This window comes from Kitasatospora sp. NPDC058190 (genome assembly GCF_042883685.1).
Taxonomy (GTDB): Bacteria; Actinomycetota; Actinomycetes; order Streptomycetales; family Streptomycetaceae; genus Kitasatospora.
In genome coordinates, this window is the sequence record NZ_JBHVVI010000073.1 from 31,783 (window position 1) to 47,893 (window position 16,111).

A 16,111-nucleotide genomic window follows, 5' to 3' on the forward strand; every position below is an offset into this window, starting at 1 on the left:
GTCGGAGGCGCACGGCATCACCCCCCGGACAGCCGTGCGCCTCCGACCTCCCCGCGGCCCGCCACAGCGGCCCGGTCGACCACCCGTCGGCCACCGCGGCCGCCCGTCGACCGCCCCGTCGACCACTGCCGCTCCTCGACCACCCCGCCGGCTACCGCCGCTCGTCGACCACCCGCTTGATCTTCCCGACCGAGCGCTCCAGCGTGTACGGCTCCACCACCTCGGCCGCGACCGTCACGCCCACGCCGTCCTTCACCGCGCGGACGATGGCCGCCCGCGCCGCCTCCCGCTGCTCGACCGGCGCCTCCGGGCGGGCCTCGACCCGCACCGTCATGTGGTCCAGCCGCCCCTGCCGGGTCAGCCGCAGCTGGAAGTGCGGGGCGACGCCCGGGGTGCGCAGCAGGATCTCCTCGATCTGGGTCGGGAAGACGTTCACCCCGCGCAGGATGATCATGTCGTCGCTGCGCCCGGTGACCTTCTCCATCCGCCGGAAGGACGGCCGCGCGGTGCCGGGCAGCAGCCGGCTGAGGTCGCGGGTGCGGTAGCGGATGACCGGCAGGGCCTCCTTGGTGAGCGAGGTGAAGACCAGCTCGCCGCCCTCGCCCTCCGGCAGCACCCGGTCGGTGAAGGGGTCGACGACCTCCGGGTAGAAGTGGTCCTCCCAGACGTGCAGTCCGTCCTTGGTCTCCACGCACTCCTGGGCGATGCCGGGGCCGACCACCTCGGAGAGGCCGTAGATGTCGACGGCGTGCAGGTCGAGTCGGTCCTCGATCTCGCGCCGCATCTCCTCGGTCCAGGGCTCGGCGCCGAAGATGCCGACCTTCAGCGAGCTGGCGCGCGGGTCGACGCCCTGCTTCTCGAACTCGTCCAGCAGGGTCAGCAGGTAGGACGGGGTGACCATGATGATCTCGGGCCGGAAATCCTGGATCAGCTGGACCTGGCGGGCGGTCATGCCGCCGGAGGCCGGGATGACGGTGCAGCCGGCCCGCTCGGCGCCGTAGTGCGCGCCCAGACCCCCGGTGAACAGCCCGTAGCCGTAGGCGATGTGCACCTTGTCGCCGGGCCGGCCGCCGGCCGCGCGGATCGAGCGGGCGACCACGTCGGCCCACATGGACAGGTCGTTCTCGGTGTAGCCGACCACGGTCGGGCGCCCGGTGGTGCCGCTGGAGGCGTGGATCCGGCGGACCCGCTCCATCGGGACGGCGAACATGCCGAAGGGGTAGCCCTCGCGCAGGTCGGCCTTGGTGGTGAAGGGGAAGCGGGCGAGGTCGTCCAGGGTGCGGCAGTCCTCGGGGCGCACGCCGGCCGCGTCGAACTTGCGGCGGTAGAGCTCGACGTTGTCGTACGCGTGCCGGAGGGTGGCCCGGAGCCTGTCGAGCTGATGGGCGCGCAGTTCGTCGACGCTCATCCGCTCCCCGGCGTCCAGGAGTGCGGGTGGAATCGGCTCCCCCAGACGTCGACGCGGGTCGGGTGCACTGGCGGTCATCGTCGCTCCTTCGCAGGTCGGCCGATCCAGGAGGCCCGACCGATCGTTCGGTCAGGGCAAGCCCAGGCCAAGTAATCCAGCACCCGAACCACCTGTCAAGGGATCGCGCAAGGGTCCCGGAATGTGAAGTTCCGGCACCTTCGTACCGGGATCGATCCACCCGCTTGGCTGGCCGATATGAAAATCATTACGGAATTTTGACCCGTAGGCGGCCGCTTCCGGCCCGGACGCATGGTTCAGTAGTGCGGCTTCTCCCCTGCACCCCGGAGTGATCACCTTGGCCTCGACTCCTGCGCTGGTCAGCGCGCTGCGCGAGCTCGGCGACCGGCCCGCCGTCGTCGCCGACGGGCGCGCGATCAGCGGCATCGGCCTGCTGCTCGGCGTCTCCCCGCCGGGCGGCCTGCCCCGGGCCCTCGCCGAACGCGTCGCCGAACACGCCGCGCTGCCGCCCTCCGCCGCCCGCACCGCCGAACAGCGGCTCCGGCACTGGGCGGGCGTCCTCGGCCCGCCGCCGATCCGGCACACCGTGCTGCACCCCGCCACCGACCTCGCCGTCGAACTCGCCCTGGCCACCCTGCTGGCCGGCGGCACCGTGCACTGCGCCGACCCCGACCAGCGGGCCGACGAGCAGCTCGCCGCCCTCGCCGCCAACGGCACCACCCACCTCAGCCTGCCCTCCGCCCTGCTCTGGCGACTCAGCCGGCAACCCGGCCTCACCGAGCACGACCTCAGCGCGCTGCGGCTGGTCCTGCACGTCGGACCCGAGCCCCGCCAGGACGACGTGTACGCCGCCGTCGACGCGCTCGGCGCCGTCCTCGCCCACGTCCGCGCCCCGCACAGCCAAGCCGAGGCCGCCGACCGCCGGCTGCGCGCCGACGCGGAGGCCGCCACCGCCGCCGCCTGGAAGCACAGCATCGGCGTCACCGCCGAGCAGGTCACCGAGTTCGGCGCCCGCCTCGACCGGGCCGTCCTCACCTCGCTGCTGCACGCCCTCCAGCAGGCCGGCGTCCTCACCGACCCCGCGCACGGCTGCTCCGAGCCCGAGCTCCTCGCCACCGCCCTGGTCACCCCCGCCCAGCGCCCCCGGGTCGGCCGCTGGCTGGACGCCCTCGCCCGGCACGGCCTGATCGCCCGCCAGGACGGCGGCGCCCAGGGCCCGACCTTCCACGGCGCGCCCGAACTCACCGCCGCCGAGGTCCGCGACGCCTGGCGCCCCGCCGTCGAGGCCTGGGCCGACGGGCTCGGCCCGGCCGCCGCCCTCGACCGGGCACGGCGCGGCGCGCTGCGACTGCCCCGGCTGATCACCGGCGAGGAGGCGCCCCGTCCGGCCGCCGCCCCGGTCCGCTGGGCCGCCTCCCGCGGCTACCTCGGCGCCGCCGTCGGCGCCCTGGTGCGCGGCACCGCCGAGGCCCACGACGGGACGGAGCCGCTGCGGGTGCTCGAACTCGACCGCGACGGCGCCGAGACCGCGATCACCCGCGCCCTGGCCGCCCGCCCCCGACAGAACGCCGAGCACCACCTCGCCCCCGACGGCGGCCGCTACGACGTCGTGGTCGCCACCGCGACCGGACGGCCCGAGGAGGAGGTCCCGGCCCTGGTCGACCTGCTCTCCCCCGGCGGCCGGCTGCTGCTGCTCGCGCCCACCGTCGAACAGCTCGACGTGCTGATCACCGGCGACGCCCGCGGCCTGACCGCCCACCCGGCCGAACGCTGGCGGACCGCGCTCACCGCGGCCGGCTGTCCGACCGTGCTCACGCTGCCGGAGGACGGGCACCCGATGGGGCTGCTGGGGCAGCGGCTGTTCGCCGCCCGAGTGGACTGACGCCGAGCCACGGCTGCCGAGCCGCGGCTACCATCGGGCCCATGGTCGCTTCCGTGCGCTCGATCCGCTCCCGGGCCTCACTGGGCTCGATCGCCTCCATCGGTTCCATCGGCTCGCTGCTGTCGATCGGCTCGGTCGGCTCGGTGCTCTCCGTCGGGTCGGTCGGCAGCGTGCTGTCGATCGGCTCGGCCGGCTCGGTCCTCAGCGCGCTGTCGGCGTGCTCCTGGCTGAGCGTCGGCTCGCTGCTGTCGGTGCGCTCGCGCTGGTCGGTGCGGGGGCTCCGGGCGGTGCGCTCGTTCCGGGCGGTGCGCCCGGCCGGCCCGTGCGGTCAGCTGGTGGGCAGGGGGCCACGCCCGGGCCGCGGGCCGTCCGGGGGCGGGCGGTGAGGCCCGGGGCTCCCGCGTACCGGCCGTCCGGGAGCGGGCGGTGACGTCCCGGAGACCCTGATGCGGGCGACCCGTGAGTGACTCGTGGAGCCCGGATCACACGCCACCACCCGATCCGTACCATTTCGATACCGAAGCCCGGATGAGCTGCGGGAATCCTCGCCCCGCAGGGCGGTCCCCGGGTAGGCTCCGGCATGTGCTCCGGGCCCTCGCGCGGGCGGCCCTCGCGCCGCCCGTACCGCGTTCCGGGGGCACCTCCCCGCGGGCCATTCTGTGGGCTCCGCGCACTCGACACCGCGCGCCAGGGCAGTCGCGCGAACGGCGAAGGGCATCGCATTGGCGGATCGGCTCACCGGAGGAGACTCCTCGCTGCTGCGGCGGATCAACGCCGCGGTCACGCTTCGGGCGCTGCGGGCCGGCCACTCCGTGACCCTCACTCAGCTCGTCGGCGAGACCGGGCTCTCCCGGCCGACCGTCGAGGGCGTGATCGAGGGTCTGGTCGAGACCGGACTGGTGGCCGAGGTCGAACAGCCCCGCGAGGACGGCCAGTCGGGCACCGGCCGCCGCGGCCGCCCGGCCCGCTGGTTCCGCTTCCGCGCCGAGGCCGGGCACATCCTCGGCATCGAGATCGGCGTGCACGACATCCGGGTCATCCTCGCCGACCTCACCGGCGAGGTGGTGGGCAGTCACTTCAAGCCGGTGGACGAGACCCTGGACGCCGAGGACCGGCTCGCCGCCGTCCGCACCGCCGTCGCCGAGGTGCTGCGCAAGGCCGGGATCTCCCGGGACAACCTGTGGGCCGTCGGCATCGGCACCCCCGGCATCGTGGACCGCGAGGGCACCGTTCAGCTCGGCACCGCGATGCCCGGTTGGACCGGCCTGGACCTCGGTGCCCGGCTGCGGCGCTCGTTCCGCTGCCCGGTCCTGATCGAGAACGACGCCAACCTCGCCGCCATCGCCGAGCACTGGCAGGGCGCGGCACTCGGCGCCGACGACGTGGTCTTCGTGATGGCGGGCCTGAGCCCCGGCGCCGGCTCGCTGATCAACGGCAAGCTGCACCGCGGCTACGGCGGCGCGGCCGGCGAGATCGGCGCGCTGCACCTGCTCGGCCAGGAGGTCACCCCGGAGAGGCTGCTCTCCACCACCGGCAAGGCGCTCAACCCGCTGGACGAGGCAGCGGTCGCCCGGGTGCTGCGGCTGGCCCGGGAGGGCGACGAGGTGGCCAAGGTCGCCATGGACCGCTTCCTGACCCGCCTGGTGCAGGGCGTCGCGGCGCTGGTGCTGGCCATCGACCCGCAGCTGGTGGTGATCGGCGGCTGGGCCGCCGGACTGGACGGCGTGCTGGAGCCGCTGCGTGAGCGGCTGGCCCAGTTCACCCTGCGCGCCCCCGAGGTGGCGCTGGCGGCGCTGGGCTCGGAGGTCGTCGCGATGGGCGCCCTGCGGGTCGCCCTGGACCACGTCGAGGACCAGCTCTTCGCCGTCGACCCGCCCCGTCTCTGACCGGCTCCGCACGCAGACCTCGGGCGTGTCTGACAATTCCCGCCGGGTGCGCGACGCGAATTGTCAGACACGCCCTACCCCACTCAACGGCGACGGCCCGGACGCCACTCGGGCGCCCGGGCCGTTGCCCGAGGGTGTCGGGAAATGGTTCAGGAGGCGGTGCGGACCTCGGCCGCCGCGCCGACCGGGGTGACCTCGACCAGGCCGGCCTCGCCGAAGGTCAGCTTGCAGGTGTCCGCCCGGTAGGTGGCGACGGCGAGCGCCACCAGCCGGCCCGCCGAGGCGTACTGGGTGGTCATGACCAGCACCGGGGTGCCCGGGGGGCGCTCCAGCAGCAGGGCCTCCTCGGCCTCGGCGACACCGAGCTCGACGGCGCGGGACTCGCCGTCCACCTCCAGTCGCTCCAGCTGGCGCAGCACCGAACGGGCGCGGTCGCTCTCGGCCCGGAAGCCGGGCAGGTGCGGAAGTGCGGAGGCCGGGACGTGCAGCGACTCGCAGGCCATCGCACGGCCCTCGACCAGTCGGACCCGGCGGACGGTGTGCACGGTGGCGCCCTCGGCGATGCCCAGGTTCTTGGCCAGCTGCGCGGAGGCGGGGGCGGTGGCGCAGTCGACCGTGCGCCAGGCCTGGCTGCGGCCGGCGCCGGGCCAGCCCTCCTCCTGCCGGTTCACCGGGACGCCGACCCGCGGGGCGGCGATCAGGGTGCCGATCCCCCGGCGGCGGACCAGGCGGCCTTCCAGCTCCAGCTGGTCGAGCGCCTGTCGCAGCGTGGCCCGGGCCACCCCGAAGCGGGCGGCGAGCTCGCGCTCGTTCGGCAGGACCTGGCCGGTGGAGAACTCCGAGTCGATGGCCCGCAGCAGCACCGTGCGCAGGTGCCAGTACTTCGGTTCCGGCACCGGCGAAAGCTGTCCTGTCGTTCCCACCGTGTCCTCCACCCTGCTTCTGTCCGCCCTGACAAGGAGGGCGGATCCCCGGCCCGCTGCCCGCTGTTGCGGCAGGTGGGAGAGCGGGCCTTTATCCGTCCTTCTTTATTAAAGGTCCTTGCAGTAAGCGACCCTAGGTGTTGCGTCCGGAGATGGTCAAGACCAATGCCGCAGCTTGATGCGGCCGTCGCGGAGATTCATGCCGCGTTCACGACAGCTGTTTTCCGGCGGCCCGACACCGCCTGCGGCAGCGCGTCACGCTTCGGCGCGGGCGAGGCCAGTCGGTAGGCTGCCCGGGTGATCGTGGTGACGAGTGTGAATGTGAACGGAATCCGGGCGGCAGCCAAGAAGGGCTTCGTCGAATGGCTGGCCGGAACCGAGGCGGACGTGATCTGCCTCCAGGAGGTGCGCTCCGAGCCCGGGCAGCTGCCCGTCGAACTGCGCGACCTGGACGGCTGGCACGCGGTCTGGGCCCCCTCCGTCGCCAAGGGCCGGGCCGGCGTCGCCGTCCTCTCCCGCCAGGAGCCGCAGCGCACCGCCATCGGATTCGGGTCGGAGGAATTCGATGATTCGGGCAGATATGCCGAAATCGACCTGCCCGGCCTGACCATCGCCAGCCTCTACCTCCCCTCCGGCGAAGTCGGCACCGAGCGCCAGGACGAGAAGGAACGCTTCATGGCGGAATTCCTCGACCACCTCACCGCCCTGCGCGCCCGCGCCGCCGCCGACGGCCGCGAGGTCGTGGTCTGCGGCGACTGGAACATCGCCCACCGCCCCGAGGACCTCAAGAACTGGAAGGCCAACCAGAAGTCCGCCGGCTTCCTCCCCGAGGAACGCGCCTGGCTCTCCCGCGTCTACGACGAGGCCGGCTACGTCGACGTCGTCCGCGCCCTCCACCCCGACCGCACCGGCCCCTACTCCTGGTGGTCCTACCGCGGCCGCGCCTTCGACAACGACTCCGGCTGGCGGATCGACCTGCATTGTACAACGCCGGGCATCGCTGCCAAGGCGGTAGAGGCCTACGTCGAACGCGCGGACACGCACGCCGAACGGTGGTCCGACCACGCGCCCGTGACGGTCGTTTACGACCACAACGTCTGATGAGGTGAAGCGGCTGGGCCGCCCTGAGCTCGGAGCAGGCGCGGGTGGCCCACCTGCGCCATGTGGCGGAAGACCTACGAACCACCCCCGCGTCGGCGGGGAGCACTTGATACCCAGGGTCTCCACGTCCGCCAGGAACGGATCACCCCCGCGGCGGCGGGGAGCACGGTCACCAGTGGCTTTATGTGAATCAGAGACAAGTTCTCCCCGCCGACGCAGGGGTGGTCCAACGAGCAGCGCGCGGTGGCGACGGCCCAGGAAGTGCTCCCCGCCAACGCGGGGGGTGGTCCGCTGGCGTGCAGCTCGATCGCGGTCCGGCGCATGCTATCCCCGCCGACGCGGGGGTGGCCCGCAGCAGGGCGCGGAGGGCGCTGTCACACGGGGTGATCCATCGTCCGATCCGGGGACTGCTCGACTGGCCGGGTTCTCCCCCGCCGACGGGGGTGAACCGAGTGAACGGCGTGGTGGGTGTCCACCTAGCATCTTTTGGGTCCTTGAGCCTGCTCAGGAACACCCCGCACCGCCCGAACGCGACCACCACCAGCGTGATATGCGCAACAATATCTAGCTCTTTTTGCTGCCGTGAGGTATCATGCCTGGCTCACAATCACATGGGCAGGCGAAACAGGGGGTTTGTTGCCGGAGCTGCAGGTCTTCCGGGTTAAATGGATTCGCCGGCAGGGCCGGGACCGGCGAGGAAGACCGGGCTGGCCGTGACCAGTGGGGCGGCGCGGAGTTGATCGCGCGGCGTGAAGAGGGCGTGGGTGCTCTCGCCTGCGAGCGCGATGTAGGCGTGTACGGCTTTGTGGGCCTGTTCTCGGGCAGCGGGTTCGAGGTCGCACCAGGTCAGCTGGGTGGCCGTGTTCCCGGAGGTGCTGGCGATGGCCTCGTCGTGGAGGAGTTCGGCGATGCCCGATGGGTCGTCTCCCCAGTGGATCTGGTGCTCGCAGACGTCGGCCGCGGCGGCGTACAGGTCGGCGTTGGTGAAGCCGAGGCCGGACAGCTCCAGATCGGAGAGGTCCGCAGTCTTGGTGGTCGACGTTCGGGGTTCCAGGCGGATGGCCGGCAGGTCGACGAGCAGTTCGGTGCGGTCGGCTGCGTCCACGACCAGGTCGATGACGAGGCGGGTGGCGAGGGCTGCCTGGTCCTTGGGTAGGTCCCTGAAGGGGACGCCCCGGCTGGGGATGGCCGCGTCGGCGAAGACCTCCCAGATGTCGTCCGGTGGGTTGTAGTCGGCCCATTCCAGGGCGGTCGAGAGGACTCGGGCGGTGGCCTTGCGGATGTCCTCGTCGGTGAACGGCAGCTGCGCCGCCGTGTCCTCTGCGGTGTCGGCGTCGCCTCGGCCGAGGTGTGCGAGGAGGTGTTCGTCCATCCAGTCCGCGTCCCGTCGCAGCGGCGCGGGGTCGGTGAGGGCCTGGACGAATGCGGTGGTGACCAGGGCGGGGGTGTCGGCGGTGAACAGGGCCTGCCAGTAGGGGATCCCGGCGTCTGCGGGGCCGACCTCGACGTGGAGTGCGGGGTGGGCCATCAGGTCGAGCGGGTCGGCGTCGGGCCGCAGTTCGGCGCGGGCCAGCCCGTCTGCCGTTTCGAAGCGCCGTACTCCGGCGGTGTCCTGCAGCTCGCGCCATCCGGCGGCGGCGAGCGCGTCCGCGATAGCGAGCGCGCCGAACGCGCCCTGCTTGAGCGCGGGGTGCGTCTCCCCCGTCCAGTCGATCGTGTGCCGGTTGTAGTGCAGCTTGTCGGTGACCGCGGCAATCAGCTCGGCCGGGGTGTCCTTGGAGAAACCGGCCTGCCACTGCGGCACGTCGAGGGGTTCACGGGCGGCGGAGATCCGCCACCAGGCTCCGGGGTCAAGCTGGTTGAGACCGATACGGAAACGATGGTCAGGGCTGGAGACGAACGTCTGGTCGAGGTCGCGGTTGTAGCTGTGGTCCCAGTTGTACGCGAGGACCAACGGCGAGAGGACGGGACCGTCGCCCGCGTATCCGGCGAGATAGCGGGGTGTGACGTCGATGTAGGTGGCGATCGGGTGTTCCTCGCTATACGGCGGTGTGAGCGGCGGCGCGGTGCGCTCGCCGGTGAGGATGGGATGCCGGCAGGCCCGGGGTCGCTGCCGCGCTGGTGGTCCGGGCGGTCCTCGAGCGGGCAGCTGCGACCCGGTGGGCTGCCGTACGGCACTCCGACGAGGTCGTGCGGGGTTGCCGCAGCAGAGGTTGTGGGTCTCGAACCGCTCGCCGCAGGGGCAGAGCAGGTCTTCCAGGTGCTCGGTCCTGGCCTGCTCGTAAGGCTCTAACCTGCTGTGGTGAGGAACACCAAAGCATTCAAGGAAGCCGTCGCGCAGCCGCTGGTCGAGCTGGCCCGCAGGGGTGTCACCGTGCGCCCGGGCACGGTCGAGGACACCATCGAGCGCAACATGACCACGGTGGCCGAGCAGCTGGGCATCCAGGTCCGTTCCGCCTGGCGGTACTTCGACGCGACCAGGCTGGCTGACATCATCGCCCAGCAGCAGAAGGACTTCAAGGCCAGCAGCGACGCACGCGGGGCCGGGCAGGCGCCGATGCCGCCGGTCAACAACCCGGAACTGGCGCTGATCCTGGCAGGCGTCCCCGACTCGCTGACCGAGACTGGCGGCGACCTGTACTCGGTGATCATCAACGTCGCCGTGAACGCCTGGACGGCCGGCCACATCCACGGCGAGGACGGCTGCCCTGGATGCGAGGGCAGCCGCGGGCCATCTGGCCACGACTGGGACGCGCGCATGGAGGCGATCTCCGCACACGTGCCGGACATCACGAAGTGGTTCGACCGGGACGTGTGGACCGCCGCTCTCCGCGACAGCGGCTTCAGCGTCAACCGCCGCTGACGCTCTCACCGCGGTCGAGCGGAAGTTTCGTCGGGGCGTCAGCGGCCGTGGGTCGTAACGGCGTCGGCGTCGGTCCGCCCAGCCATGGGTTGGTCGTGTCACGGGGTACGGGAGACTGGGCGTGAGCGGGTGCGGGGACGGTGCAGCCACAGCGCCGCGGTTGGCAGCGCGCAGGCCGCGTAGACAGCTGGCCACCAGGTGGTGGGCCAGTGGCTGGCAAGTGCTACGCCGATCGCCCTTCCGAACCCCGTGGCCGCGATGACCCAGCCGGATGCCTCGGCTTGGCCGTCGATGACATGCTCGTGGCGCAGGTCGGAGCCGCAGACGAGGGTGGGTGTCATTGCTGCGCCGGGGACGATGGCGGCGAGTGCCGCGCCCCAGGGGGTGGAGCAGGCGGCGGCGGGCAGCCAGCTGACGGCCATCAGGACGAAGCCGATCACCAGGCGGCGTGCAGGTGTTCCCGGCCACCGCCGCGCACCGAAGATGAGGCCCCCGACGAGGGCGTCGACGGCGTAGAGGGCGGGAACGAGGCCGGAGGTGGAGGGCTGACCGCTGTGGGTGGAGACCAGCAGTCCGGCCAAGGTCACCGTGCCGACCGAAGCGCCCAGGCATGCGTGGATGGACATGATCCACAGCAGGTCGGCGGAACGGAGCGGGCCGAGTGAGTGGCGGGCCCACGTGGAGCGGGTGGCGGGCACAGAGGGGGCGACGGACAGGACGGCAGTGCCTATGACGCCGAGTCCGGCTGCGAGGAGGTAACCGCTGGCCGGGCCGGTGCCGTAGACGGCCGCAGCTGTGGTCAGTGGCGCCGCGATGTAGAGGATCTCGGACAGGGAGCTGTCGAGGGCATGCGCGCAGCCGATCGCGTGGTCGGGGACCAGCGTGGTCCAGCGTCCTCGCAGGCAGGACTGCACCGGCGGAGCCAGGAGCCCGGAGAGCGCGACGAGTATGCCGGTGAGGAACTCGCTGGCGGGCATGGCCGCGAGGAGGAGGAAGACCAGTGTGGTGGCCGCGGTGCTGGCGGTCAGGACGGTTCGGTGACCGTATCGGTCGGCCACCCTGGCGAGCACAGGCTGGCTGAGGGCGGCGGTGATGGCCTGCAGGGCTGACAGGACACCTGCCGTGACGAGTCCGGTGCCGGCACGAGTCTGGGCCAGCAGGACCAGAGTTGGAGCCATGACGCCCGGCATCCGCCCGATCAGGGTGCCGGCGAGCAGCGTAGGAACGCGCGGCGTACTGAGGACGGTGGCGTACGGGTTTGTGGAGGTGGTGGTGCGGTCGGCGATAGGGGTGGCTATGGGCGGGCTCCGGCATTGGTGGTGGTTCGGCAGCGTGATGTGGGGTGAGGGCCCATGCGGCGGGCGGCACGATGATGGTGCTCGGCTTCCTGGTCGCCGCCATCACGCTGTCCGTCCCGGGCATCGCACTGGCCGCCGTACTGCTGGGCGGCGGTTGGTCGTTCTTCCACTCCTCGCTGCAGACCTGGGCGACGTCCCTGGCGCCGGCTGCCCGTGGCACCTCGGTCGCCCTCTTCGTCGCCGCCCTGTTCGCGGGCAGCGCCGTGGGCTCCTCCCTCGGCGCCACCCTGGCCGAACACCACGCCTACCGGGCCCTCTTCACGGCCGCCGCGGCGGCCGCGGTCCCCCTCACCCTGCTGGCCGTGACCGCGCGGGCCCGGTACACACCGCCGGAGGCGTGAGGGGGCGCTGTCGTCCTTCGCCAGCAGTCCGTTCGCCCTGCTGCACGCGCCGCCCGGACGGTGGTCCGAGCGGCGCGTGCGGAGGGGCGGGGTCAGAGCTCCTGGTGCCCGGGGTTGAACGAGGTGCCGACCACCGGAGTCAGCACGGTCCTGACGTAACGCCGGACGTCGCTCGCGTTGTTGATGCGAATGCCACCGATGGTCAGAGGCGCCGGGTGGGGGTTGTTGCCGAAACCGAGGTCGTTCCAGAAGAAGTTGGAGAGGGTGCCCCAGTTGTTCTCCATCTGCTGGAGCCAGGAGGGAATGCCGCTGCCCGAGTTGCCCCAGTCGGCCAGGACGTTGCGGAAGACGCCCTCGAGGTCGTTGAAGCGGGCGGCTTCGGAGGTGAACTGGATGAGCAGCAGGAGGGCGCGGGCGGTCGTCTGCTGGTTGCTGCCGGCCGACCGCTGGTTGGCCAGGTCGAGGACGGCCTGGCGGATGCTCGAGAACGAGATGGGGGTGTTGGAACGGTCGCGGTGGGCCGCGCCGACCAGGGAGTTGTAGTTCCCGCCGAACGGCAGGTTCTGCCGTGCGGTGGGGATGGCCGCGCTGGCATGGATGTCGTTGAAGATGTAGGAAACGCCGGGCGTCGCCTGGGGTGAGTATCCCACCAGGTAGAGGTTGTCCGGGTTGATCCACAGGTCGACCGCCCGCTCGGTCCCGTGGTCGTCGACGGCGCTCAGTGAGACTCGGACGACCCCTTCGTTCTGCGAGGCGGCCTGGGCGACCTCCACCCCCTGCAGGGAGTTGCCGACCGCGGCGCGCAGGCTCGCCAGGAAGGTCGAGTAGGAGATGCGGAGGTTCGGGCTGGGAGCGTGGCCCAGGTTCAGCCAGACGTGGCTCACGGAGCCGTCGCCGGTCGACGCCGAGGCCGTTCCAGCGGGGCACAGCAGGCCGGCCGTGACCGCCAGTGCCAGAACCAGGCCCCCCACTGCCTGGCGCAGCGTCCGGCGGAGTCTCCCCAACATGTGCATGTCTGTCCGATCGTCAGCGTGAGCGCACCGGGCGGGCCCGGAGCGACGGAGGAAGCGGGCGAGCCGACCGGTGCTCCCCGCAACCCGCCGACGGGGTTGGGCGACCGGGCGGCGGTCGCCCTCGCACATGACGCTATGTCAGCAGGCCCATCGGACTTGATCGAGACGGAACGATCGTTCGCCGCACCGCGCACCGTTGGCAGGGCGCTACCGCGTGCCGCCGGGCGGCCCTCCCGGGCGCTGTTCATCAACTCGGCTGACCTGCACGGACCTCATGCTCCGTGAAGCCGGGGCCGCCGGTGGATCCTGTACCGCCGAGAGGTGGGCCGGCGCCTCTCGGCCCCCGCGTTCCCGTTCCCCGCGTTCCCGGCCTCCCTGTCCAAGGGCTCCGAACTCGCGGGCCCTGCTGACGACGGCACGGGCCTCGGCGATCATGCGCTCGCGGACACCGGGCGGCCCAGCTGCTCCTGGCCGGGGCGGCTGGGGCACCTCCGGCCGCGCCACGCCCGGTTGGGCGGTGGTGCAGCGGTGACAGGGCGCACCGGCGCGCGTGACCGGCGCGCGGCAGCCGTCGCGCCTCGGGACGACGGCCGGGGCCGCCGGAGGCTCGGGCGGGATCCTGTCCACCAGCCGCCTCCGGACGAACGGGCCCGGCGCGGCGACGCTGTGCGGCAGGGCGTTGGTCATCATGTGCAGGAACCGGTCCAGCGTCACGCGTCGCGCGAACCACTCGGCGGCGAGTGGCTCCAACGCCTCGCAGTCCTTGGCGGAGAGCATCAGCCGCTTGTCGGCGTTGCCCAGCTCCGCCAGGGCGCGGTACGCCTCCGAGCGCGGTGGCGGCCCGGGTTCGGGGTCGGCGGCGCCGCCGGTCAGGCGGTTGCGGTCACGGCTGCCGAGGAAGTTCCGCCACCACGACTCGGCGTGCGGAGTGCGGGAGAAGAAGGTGCGCCACACCCACCGGGTGATCCCCTCGCCGACCTTCTCGAGCTCCCGCCTGAGGTGCCCGGCGTCGCACAGGGCCTTCAGTGCCTTGCGCACCGCCTGCTGTCCGTAACGGGGTTGCTCGCGCGCCAGGGTCTTGATGTCGATCGCCGCACCCTCGGGGAGGCGGTCGATGAAGTGCGCGAGATACGCCTCGCGCTCGGGCAGGTGCGCGAAGTCGTGTGCGCTTCTGGCCTGTTGCGGTGCAGGAGTTGGGCGTTGTGGAGGACCTTGCACACGGTGGCGCGTTGGTTGGGTCGGTGTCCGCGCCAACACTGCCGACGGTGGAGCGGCGTGATTTGGCCGGCTCAGCGGCGCTTGCCGTGCGGGACGGTGGTTGCGGAGGCGACGGCGGGAGGGGACACGACGACGGTCGTCGTGCGTCCGGCGGCTGCTGCGACCGGACTGCCGGTGCGAGCGCGGGCGGCGGCTGCGCGGGCGGCGGTGATCCGCCACCAGGCGCCGGGTTCGAGCTGGCCCATCCCGATCCGGAAGCGGTGGTCGGGACTGCTGACGAAGGTCTGGCCGAGTTCGCGGTTGCAGTCCTGCCGCCAGTCGAGGACCAGGACGGCTCGGGCGATGGGGCTGGTCCGACTGCTTGCGCCAGCGAGGTACCGGGGGGCGACGTCGAGGGGGGTGCTCGGGCTGGGGTCGGTGGTGATCGGGGGAGTTCCCTTCGGGCTCAGCGGCTGCGTTCGGGTCCGGACCGGTGTGCTGGCGGGGTGGGTGGGTCGTCCAGTCCGCTGGCCTCGGTCAGACCGGCCGGGCGGCGGTCGAGGCGGGCGGCGTCGGCGCGGGACGTACCGGGCTGGCCGGGCCGCGGCAGGGGTTCGCTGGGAAGGCGGCTCCAGGTATAGGCGTCCTCGATGCTGGCGAAGTGCCCGTACCGGAGGGTGAACGCCTCACTGTCGGCCTGCCGGTGCCCGACAAAGACAGCGACCGGACGGGCAGGGTCGGGTGCCTCGTTGTCGGTGGCGATCACCCAGGTCACGTACAGCGCGCCCGGCGAAGAGGCCGAGTCGTGGACGTCGAAGCGCGTGCCGGAGTGGCGCAGCAGGTCCTGCGCCGCCTCGGTTTCGGCGTCGGCGGCGCGGTACTCGCTGCGCTGCATGCGCTCCCGAAGCTGTGTCGGGTCGGCACCCCGGGCAATGAGCCACGCCTCGGCCAGGTCCGGCATCGCCGACTCGCGCACGGCGACGCGCACCAGCCGGGCGTCGGTGTCGCGTTCCAGGTGGACACCGAGGAAGAACGGCCTGCCCTGGGCGGCCATCTGCTCGTCGTGCGCGAGATAGAAGTAGTCCCACCGGCCCGGCTGCCGGTCGCGGGGCTGATCGTAGCCGGCCAGCACGATGCACGGGTCCTCCCAGTCGCCCAGCCGGGCGAGAGCGCGGGAGGTCTGCTCGTCGGCGGGGTCCAGTTCGTCGAGGTCGAGGTCGTAGACGTGGTCGTTGAACGGGGCGAAGTACAGCTGGGGCTCCAAGTCTGCGGCCGGTGTCCGCAGTGGGGTTGACGCCTGTTCGGTGTACCGCGGCCCAGGGCCGTGCCGGTGGGTGCCGCGTCGGCCGGGTCGGGCCGATCAGCGCTTCTTCGCGACGGCTGCGGCATCGCGCTGAGCGGCTGCGGGCGGGGCAACGACGACGGCGGCGCCGTGACCGGCGGCGGTGGTAGTGCTGGTGGCGCGAGCAGCGGCAGCGCGGGTCGAGCGTGAGCGGTCAGGGCTGGCGAGGTAGGGCAGGACGGCCAGGTCGAGGTCGTCGCGGTAGCGCTCGACCGGGGACGGCGTCACCAGCGAGCGGGTGGCTGCGGCTACCAGGTGCAGGGGCGTGTCCCGGGTGAACTTGGCCTCCCAGCGGGCGCTGCCCTTCGGGCCGCCCCACATCGTGATCGTCTCCGCGAACTGCTCGAACTCCTCGCCCTGCCACGGCTCAGGGTGCCGTTGGAGGGACAGGCCGGCCAGCTCGGCGTGCTCACCTGCCGGCGTCAGGCGTGTGTGCGTGTCGGTGACCTGCTTGTCCCAACCGGCCTGTTCGAGGTGGCGGGTGGCCTCCTTGACGTAGATGCTCCGGCTGGCGGTGAGCTGGTCGGGAAGGTGTTCGAGGGTGTCGGCGACGAGGTGGCTGCTGTTGACCCCCGGGCTGGCCGTGGCGCCGGTGGTGAGCAGCGGGGGCCATATGCTGGCGCAGCGTCCGTAGCAGGTCGACGTGTTCGTCGTGTCCCGCGCGAACGCGTAGAGCGTATTTGGGGCTCTTCTGCTCCATCTGTGGGTCGCTGAGGAGCGCCTGACGCAGTACACGCCGTCCCCTGTGCAGATCTTGAGGTGTCGAGACTCAGGATCTG

Annotated in this window: 15 protein-coding genes; 6 read left to right on the forward strand and 9 right to left on the reverse strand. The window is 72.3% G+C overall.

Going from position 1 to position 16,111, the window contains the following annotated elements:
- Positions 1-151: 151 nt before the first annotated feature.
- Complete coding sequence (gene paaK / locus ACFVWU_RS28810; protein WP_387626354.1) at positions 152-1,486, reverse strand: phenylacetate--CoA ligase PaaK; 1,335 nt, start codon at positions 1,484-1,486, stop codon at positions 152-154.
- A 277-nt stretch (positions 1,487-1,763) separates the two neighbouring features.
- Here paaK and ACFVWU_RS28815 point away from each other — a divergent pair, with 277 nt between their 5' ends.
- The 3 genes from ACFVWU_RS28815 (at position 1,764) to ACFVWU_RS28825 (ending at position 5,194) form a co-directional block, all read left to right on the forward strand.
- Positions 1,764-3,308, forward strand: a complete 1,545-nt coding sequence (locus tag ACFVWU_RS28815; protein WP_387626356.1) for a hypothetical protein — start codon at positions 1,764-1,766, stop codon at positions 3,306-3,308.
- 41 nt (positions 3,309-3,349) lie between these two features.
- Positions 3,350-3,694, forward strand: coding sequence for a hypothetical protein (locus tag ACFVWU_RS28820; protein WP_387626358.1), 345 nt, complete (start codon positions 3,350-3,352; stop codon positions 3,692-3,694).
- A gap of 336 nt (positions 3,695-4,030) precedes the next feature.
- On the forward strand, positions 4,031-5,194 hold the full coding sequence (locus tag ACFVWU_RS28825; RefSeq protein WP_387626360.1) for an ROK family protein: 1,164 nt from the start codon (positions 4,031-4,033) through the stop codon (positions 5,192-5,194).
- A 149-nt stretch (positions 5,195-5,343) separates the two neighbouring features.
- Here the strand turns inward: ACFVWU_RS28825 and ACFVWU_RS28830 are convergent, their stop codons facing one another.
- Complete coding sequence (locus ACFVWU_RS28830; RefSeq protein WP_387626362.1) at positions 5,344-6,117, reverse strand: GntR family transcriptional regulator; 774 nt, start codon at positions 6,115-6,117, stop codon at positions 5,344-5,346.
- A gap of 297 nt (positions 6,118-6,414) precedes the next feature.
- Here ACFVWU_RS28830 and ACFVWU_RS28835 point away from each other — a divergent pair, with 297 nt between their 5' ends.
- The gene (locus ACFVWU_RS28835) at positions 6,415-7,218 is read left to right on the forward strand and encodes an exodeoxyribonuclease III (RefSeq protein ID WP_387626364.1); all 804 of its coding nucleotides are present in this window, start codon (positions 6,415-6,417) and stop codon (positions 7,216-7,218) included.
- A gap of 661 nt (positions 7,219-7,879) precedes the next feature.
- On the opposite strand, the gene ACFVWU_RS28840 is transcribed toward ACFVWU_RS28835, so the two are convergent.
- Positions 7,880-9,172 (reverse strand): DUF317 domain-containing protein, encoded by a 1,293-nt coding sequence (locus ACFVWU_RS28840; protein ID WP_387626366.1) that lies wholly within the window; start codon positions 9,170-9,172, stop codon positions 7,880-7,882.
- A 348-nt stretch (positions 9,173-9,520) separates the two neighbouring features.
- On the opposite strand from ACFVWU_RS28840, the gene ACFVWU_RS28845 reads away from it, so the two are divergent.
- Positions 9,521-10,081: a hypothetical protein gene (locus tag ACFVWU_RS28845; protein WP_387626368.1), complete on the forward strand. Its 561-nt coding sequence runs from the start codon at positions 9,521-9,523 to the stop codon at positions 10,079-10,081.
- 98 nt (positions 10,082-10,179) lie between these two features.
- Here ACFVWU_RS28845 and ACFVWU_RS28850 read toward each other — a convergent pair whose 3' ends face one another.
- Positions 10,180-11,259: an MFS transporter gene (locus ACFVWU_RS28850; protein WP_387626370.1), complete on the reverse strand. Its 1,080-nt coding sequence runs from the start codon at positions 11,257-11,259 to the stop codon at positions 10,180-10,182.
- A gap of 164 nt (positions 11,260-11,423) precedes the next feature.
- Here ACFVWU_RS28850 and ACFVWU_RS28855 point away from each other — a divergent pair, with 164 nt between their 5' ends.
- A complete protein-coding gene (locus ACFVWU_RS28855; protein WP_387626372.1) occupies positions 11,424-11,780 on the forward strand; it encodes a hypothetical protein in 357 nt (118 codons plus the stop codon).
- A 92-nt stretch (positions 11,781-11,872) separates the two neighbouring features.
- Here the strand turns inward: ACFVWU_RS28855 and ACFVWU_RS28860 are convergent, their stop codons facing one another.
- The 5 genes from ACFVWU_RS28860 to ACFVWU_RS28880 all read right to left on the reverse strand — a co-directional run.
- Complete coding sequence (locus tag ACFVWU_RS28860) at positions 11,873-12,787, reverse strand: ribosome-inactivating family protein (protein WP_270142935.1); 915 nt, start codon at positions 12,785-12,787, stop codon at positions 11,873-11,875.
- Between the two features lie 213 nt (positions 12,788-13,000).
- Positions 13,001-14,011, reverse strand: a complete 1,011-nt coding sequence (locus ACFVWU_RS28865; RefSeq protein WP_387626374.1) for a hypothetical protein — start codon at positions 14,009-14,011, stop codon at positions 13,001-13,003.
- A 71-nt stretch (positions 14,012-14,082) separates the two neighbouring features.
- A complete protein-coding gene (locus tag ACFVWU_RS28870; RefSeq protein ID WP_387626376.1) occupies positions 14,083-14,256 on the reverse strand; it encodes a hypothetical protein in 174 nt (57 codons plus the stop codon).
- A gap of 200 nt (positions 14,257-14,456) precedes the next feature.
- Entirely contained in the window at positions 14,457-15,254 is a 798-nt protein-coding gene (locus ACFVWU_RS28875) for a hypothetical protein (RefSeq protein WP_387626378.1), read from the reverse strand.
- Between the two features lie 96 nt (positions 15,255-15,350).
- Positions 15,351-16,111 (reverse strand): DUF317 domain-containing protein (locus tag ACFVWU_RS28880; protein ID WP_387626380.1); only part of this gene is annotated, 761 nt, incomplete at its 5' end.

Coding starts and splice junctions, on each gene's coding strand:
- paaK (WP_387626354.1), bottom strand. CDS start 1,486: ATGACCGCCAGTGCACCCGACCCGCGTCGACGTCTGGGGGAGCCGATT.
- ACFVWU_RS28820 (WP_387626358.1), top strand. CDS start 3,350: ATGGTCGCTTCCGTGCGCTCGATCCGCTCCCGGGCCTCACTGGGCTCG.
- ACFVWU_RS28850 (WP_387626370.1), bottom strand. CDS start 11,259: ATGGCTCCAACTCTGGTCCTGCTGGCCCAGACTCGTGCCGGCACCGGA.
- ACFVWU_RS28860 (WP_270142935.1), bottom strand. CDS start 12,787: ATGTTGGGGAGACTCCGCCGGACGCTGCGCCAGGCAGTGGGGGGCCTG.
- ACFVWU_RS28870 (WP_387626376.1), bottom strand. CDS start 14,256: ATGGGCCAGCTCGAACCCGGCGCCTGGTGGCGGATCACCGCCGCCCGC.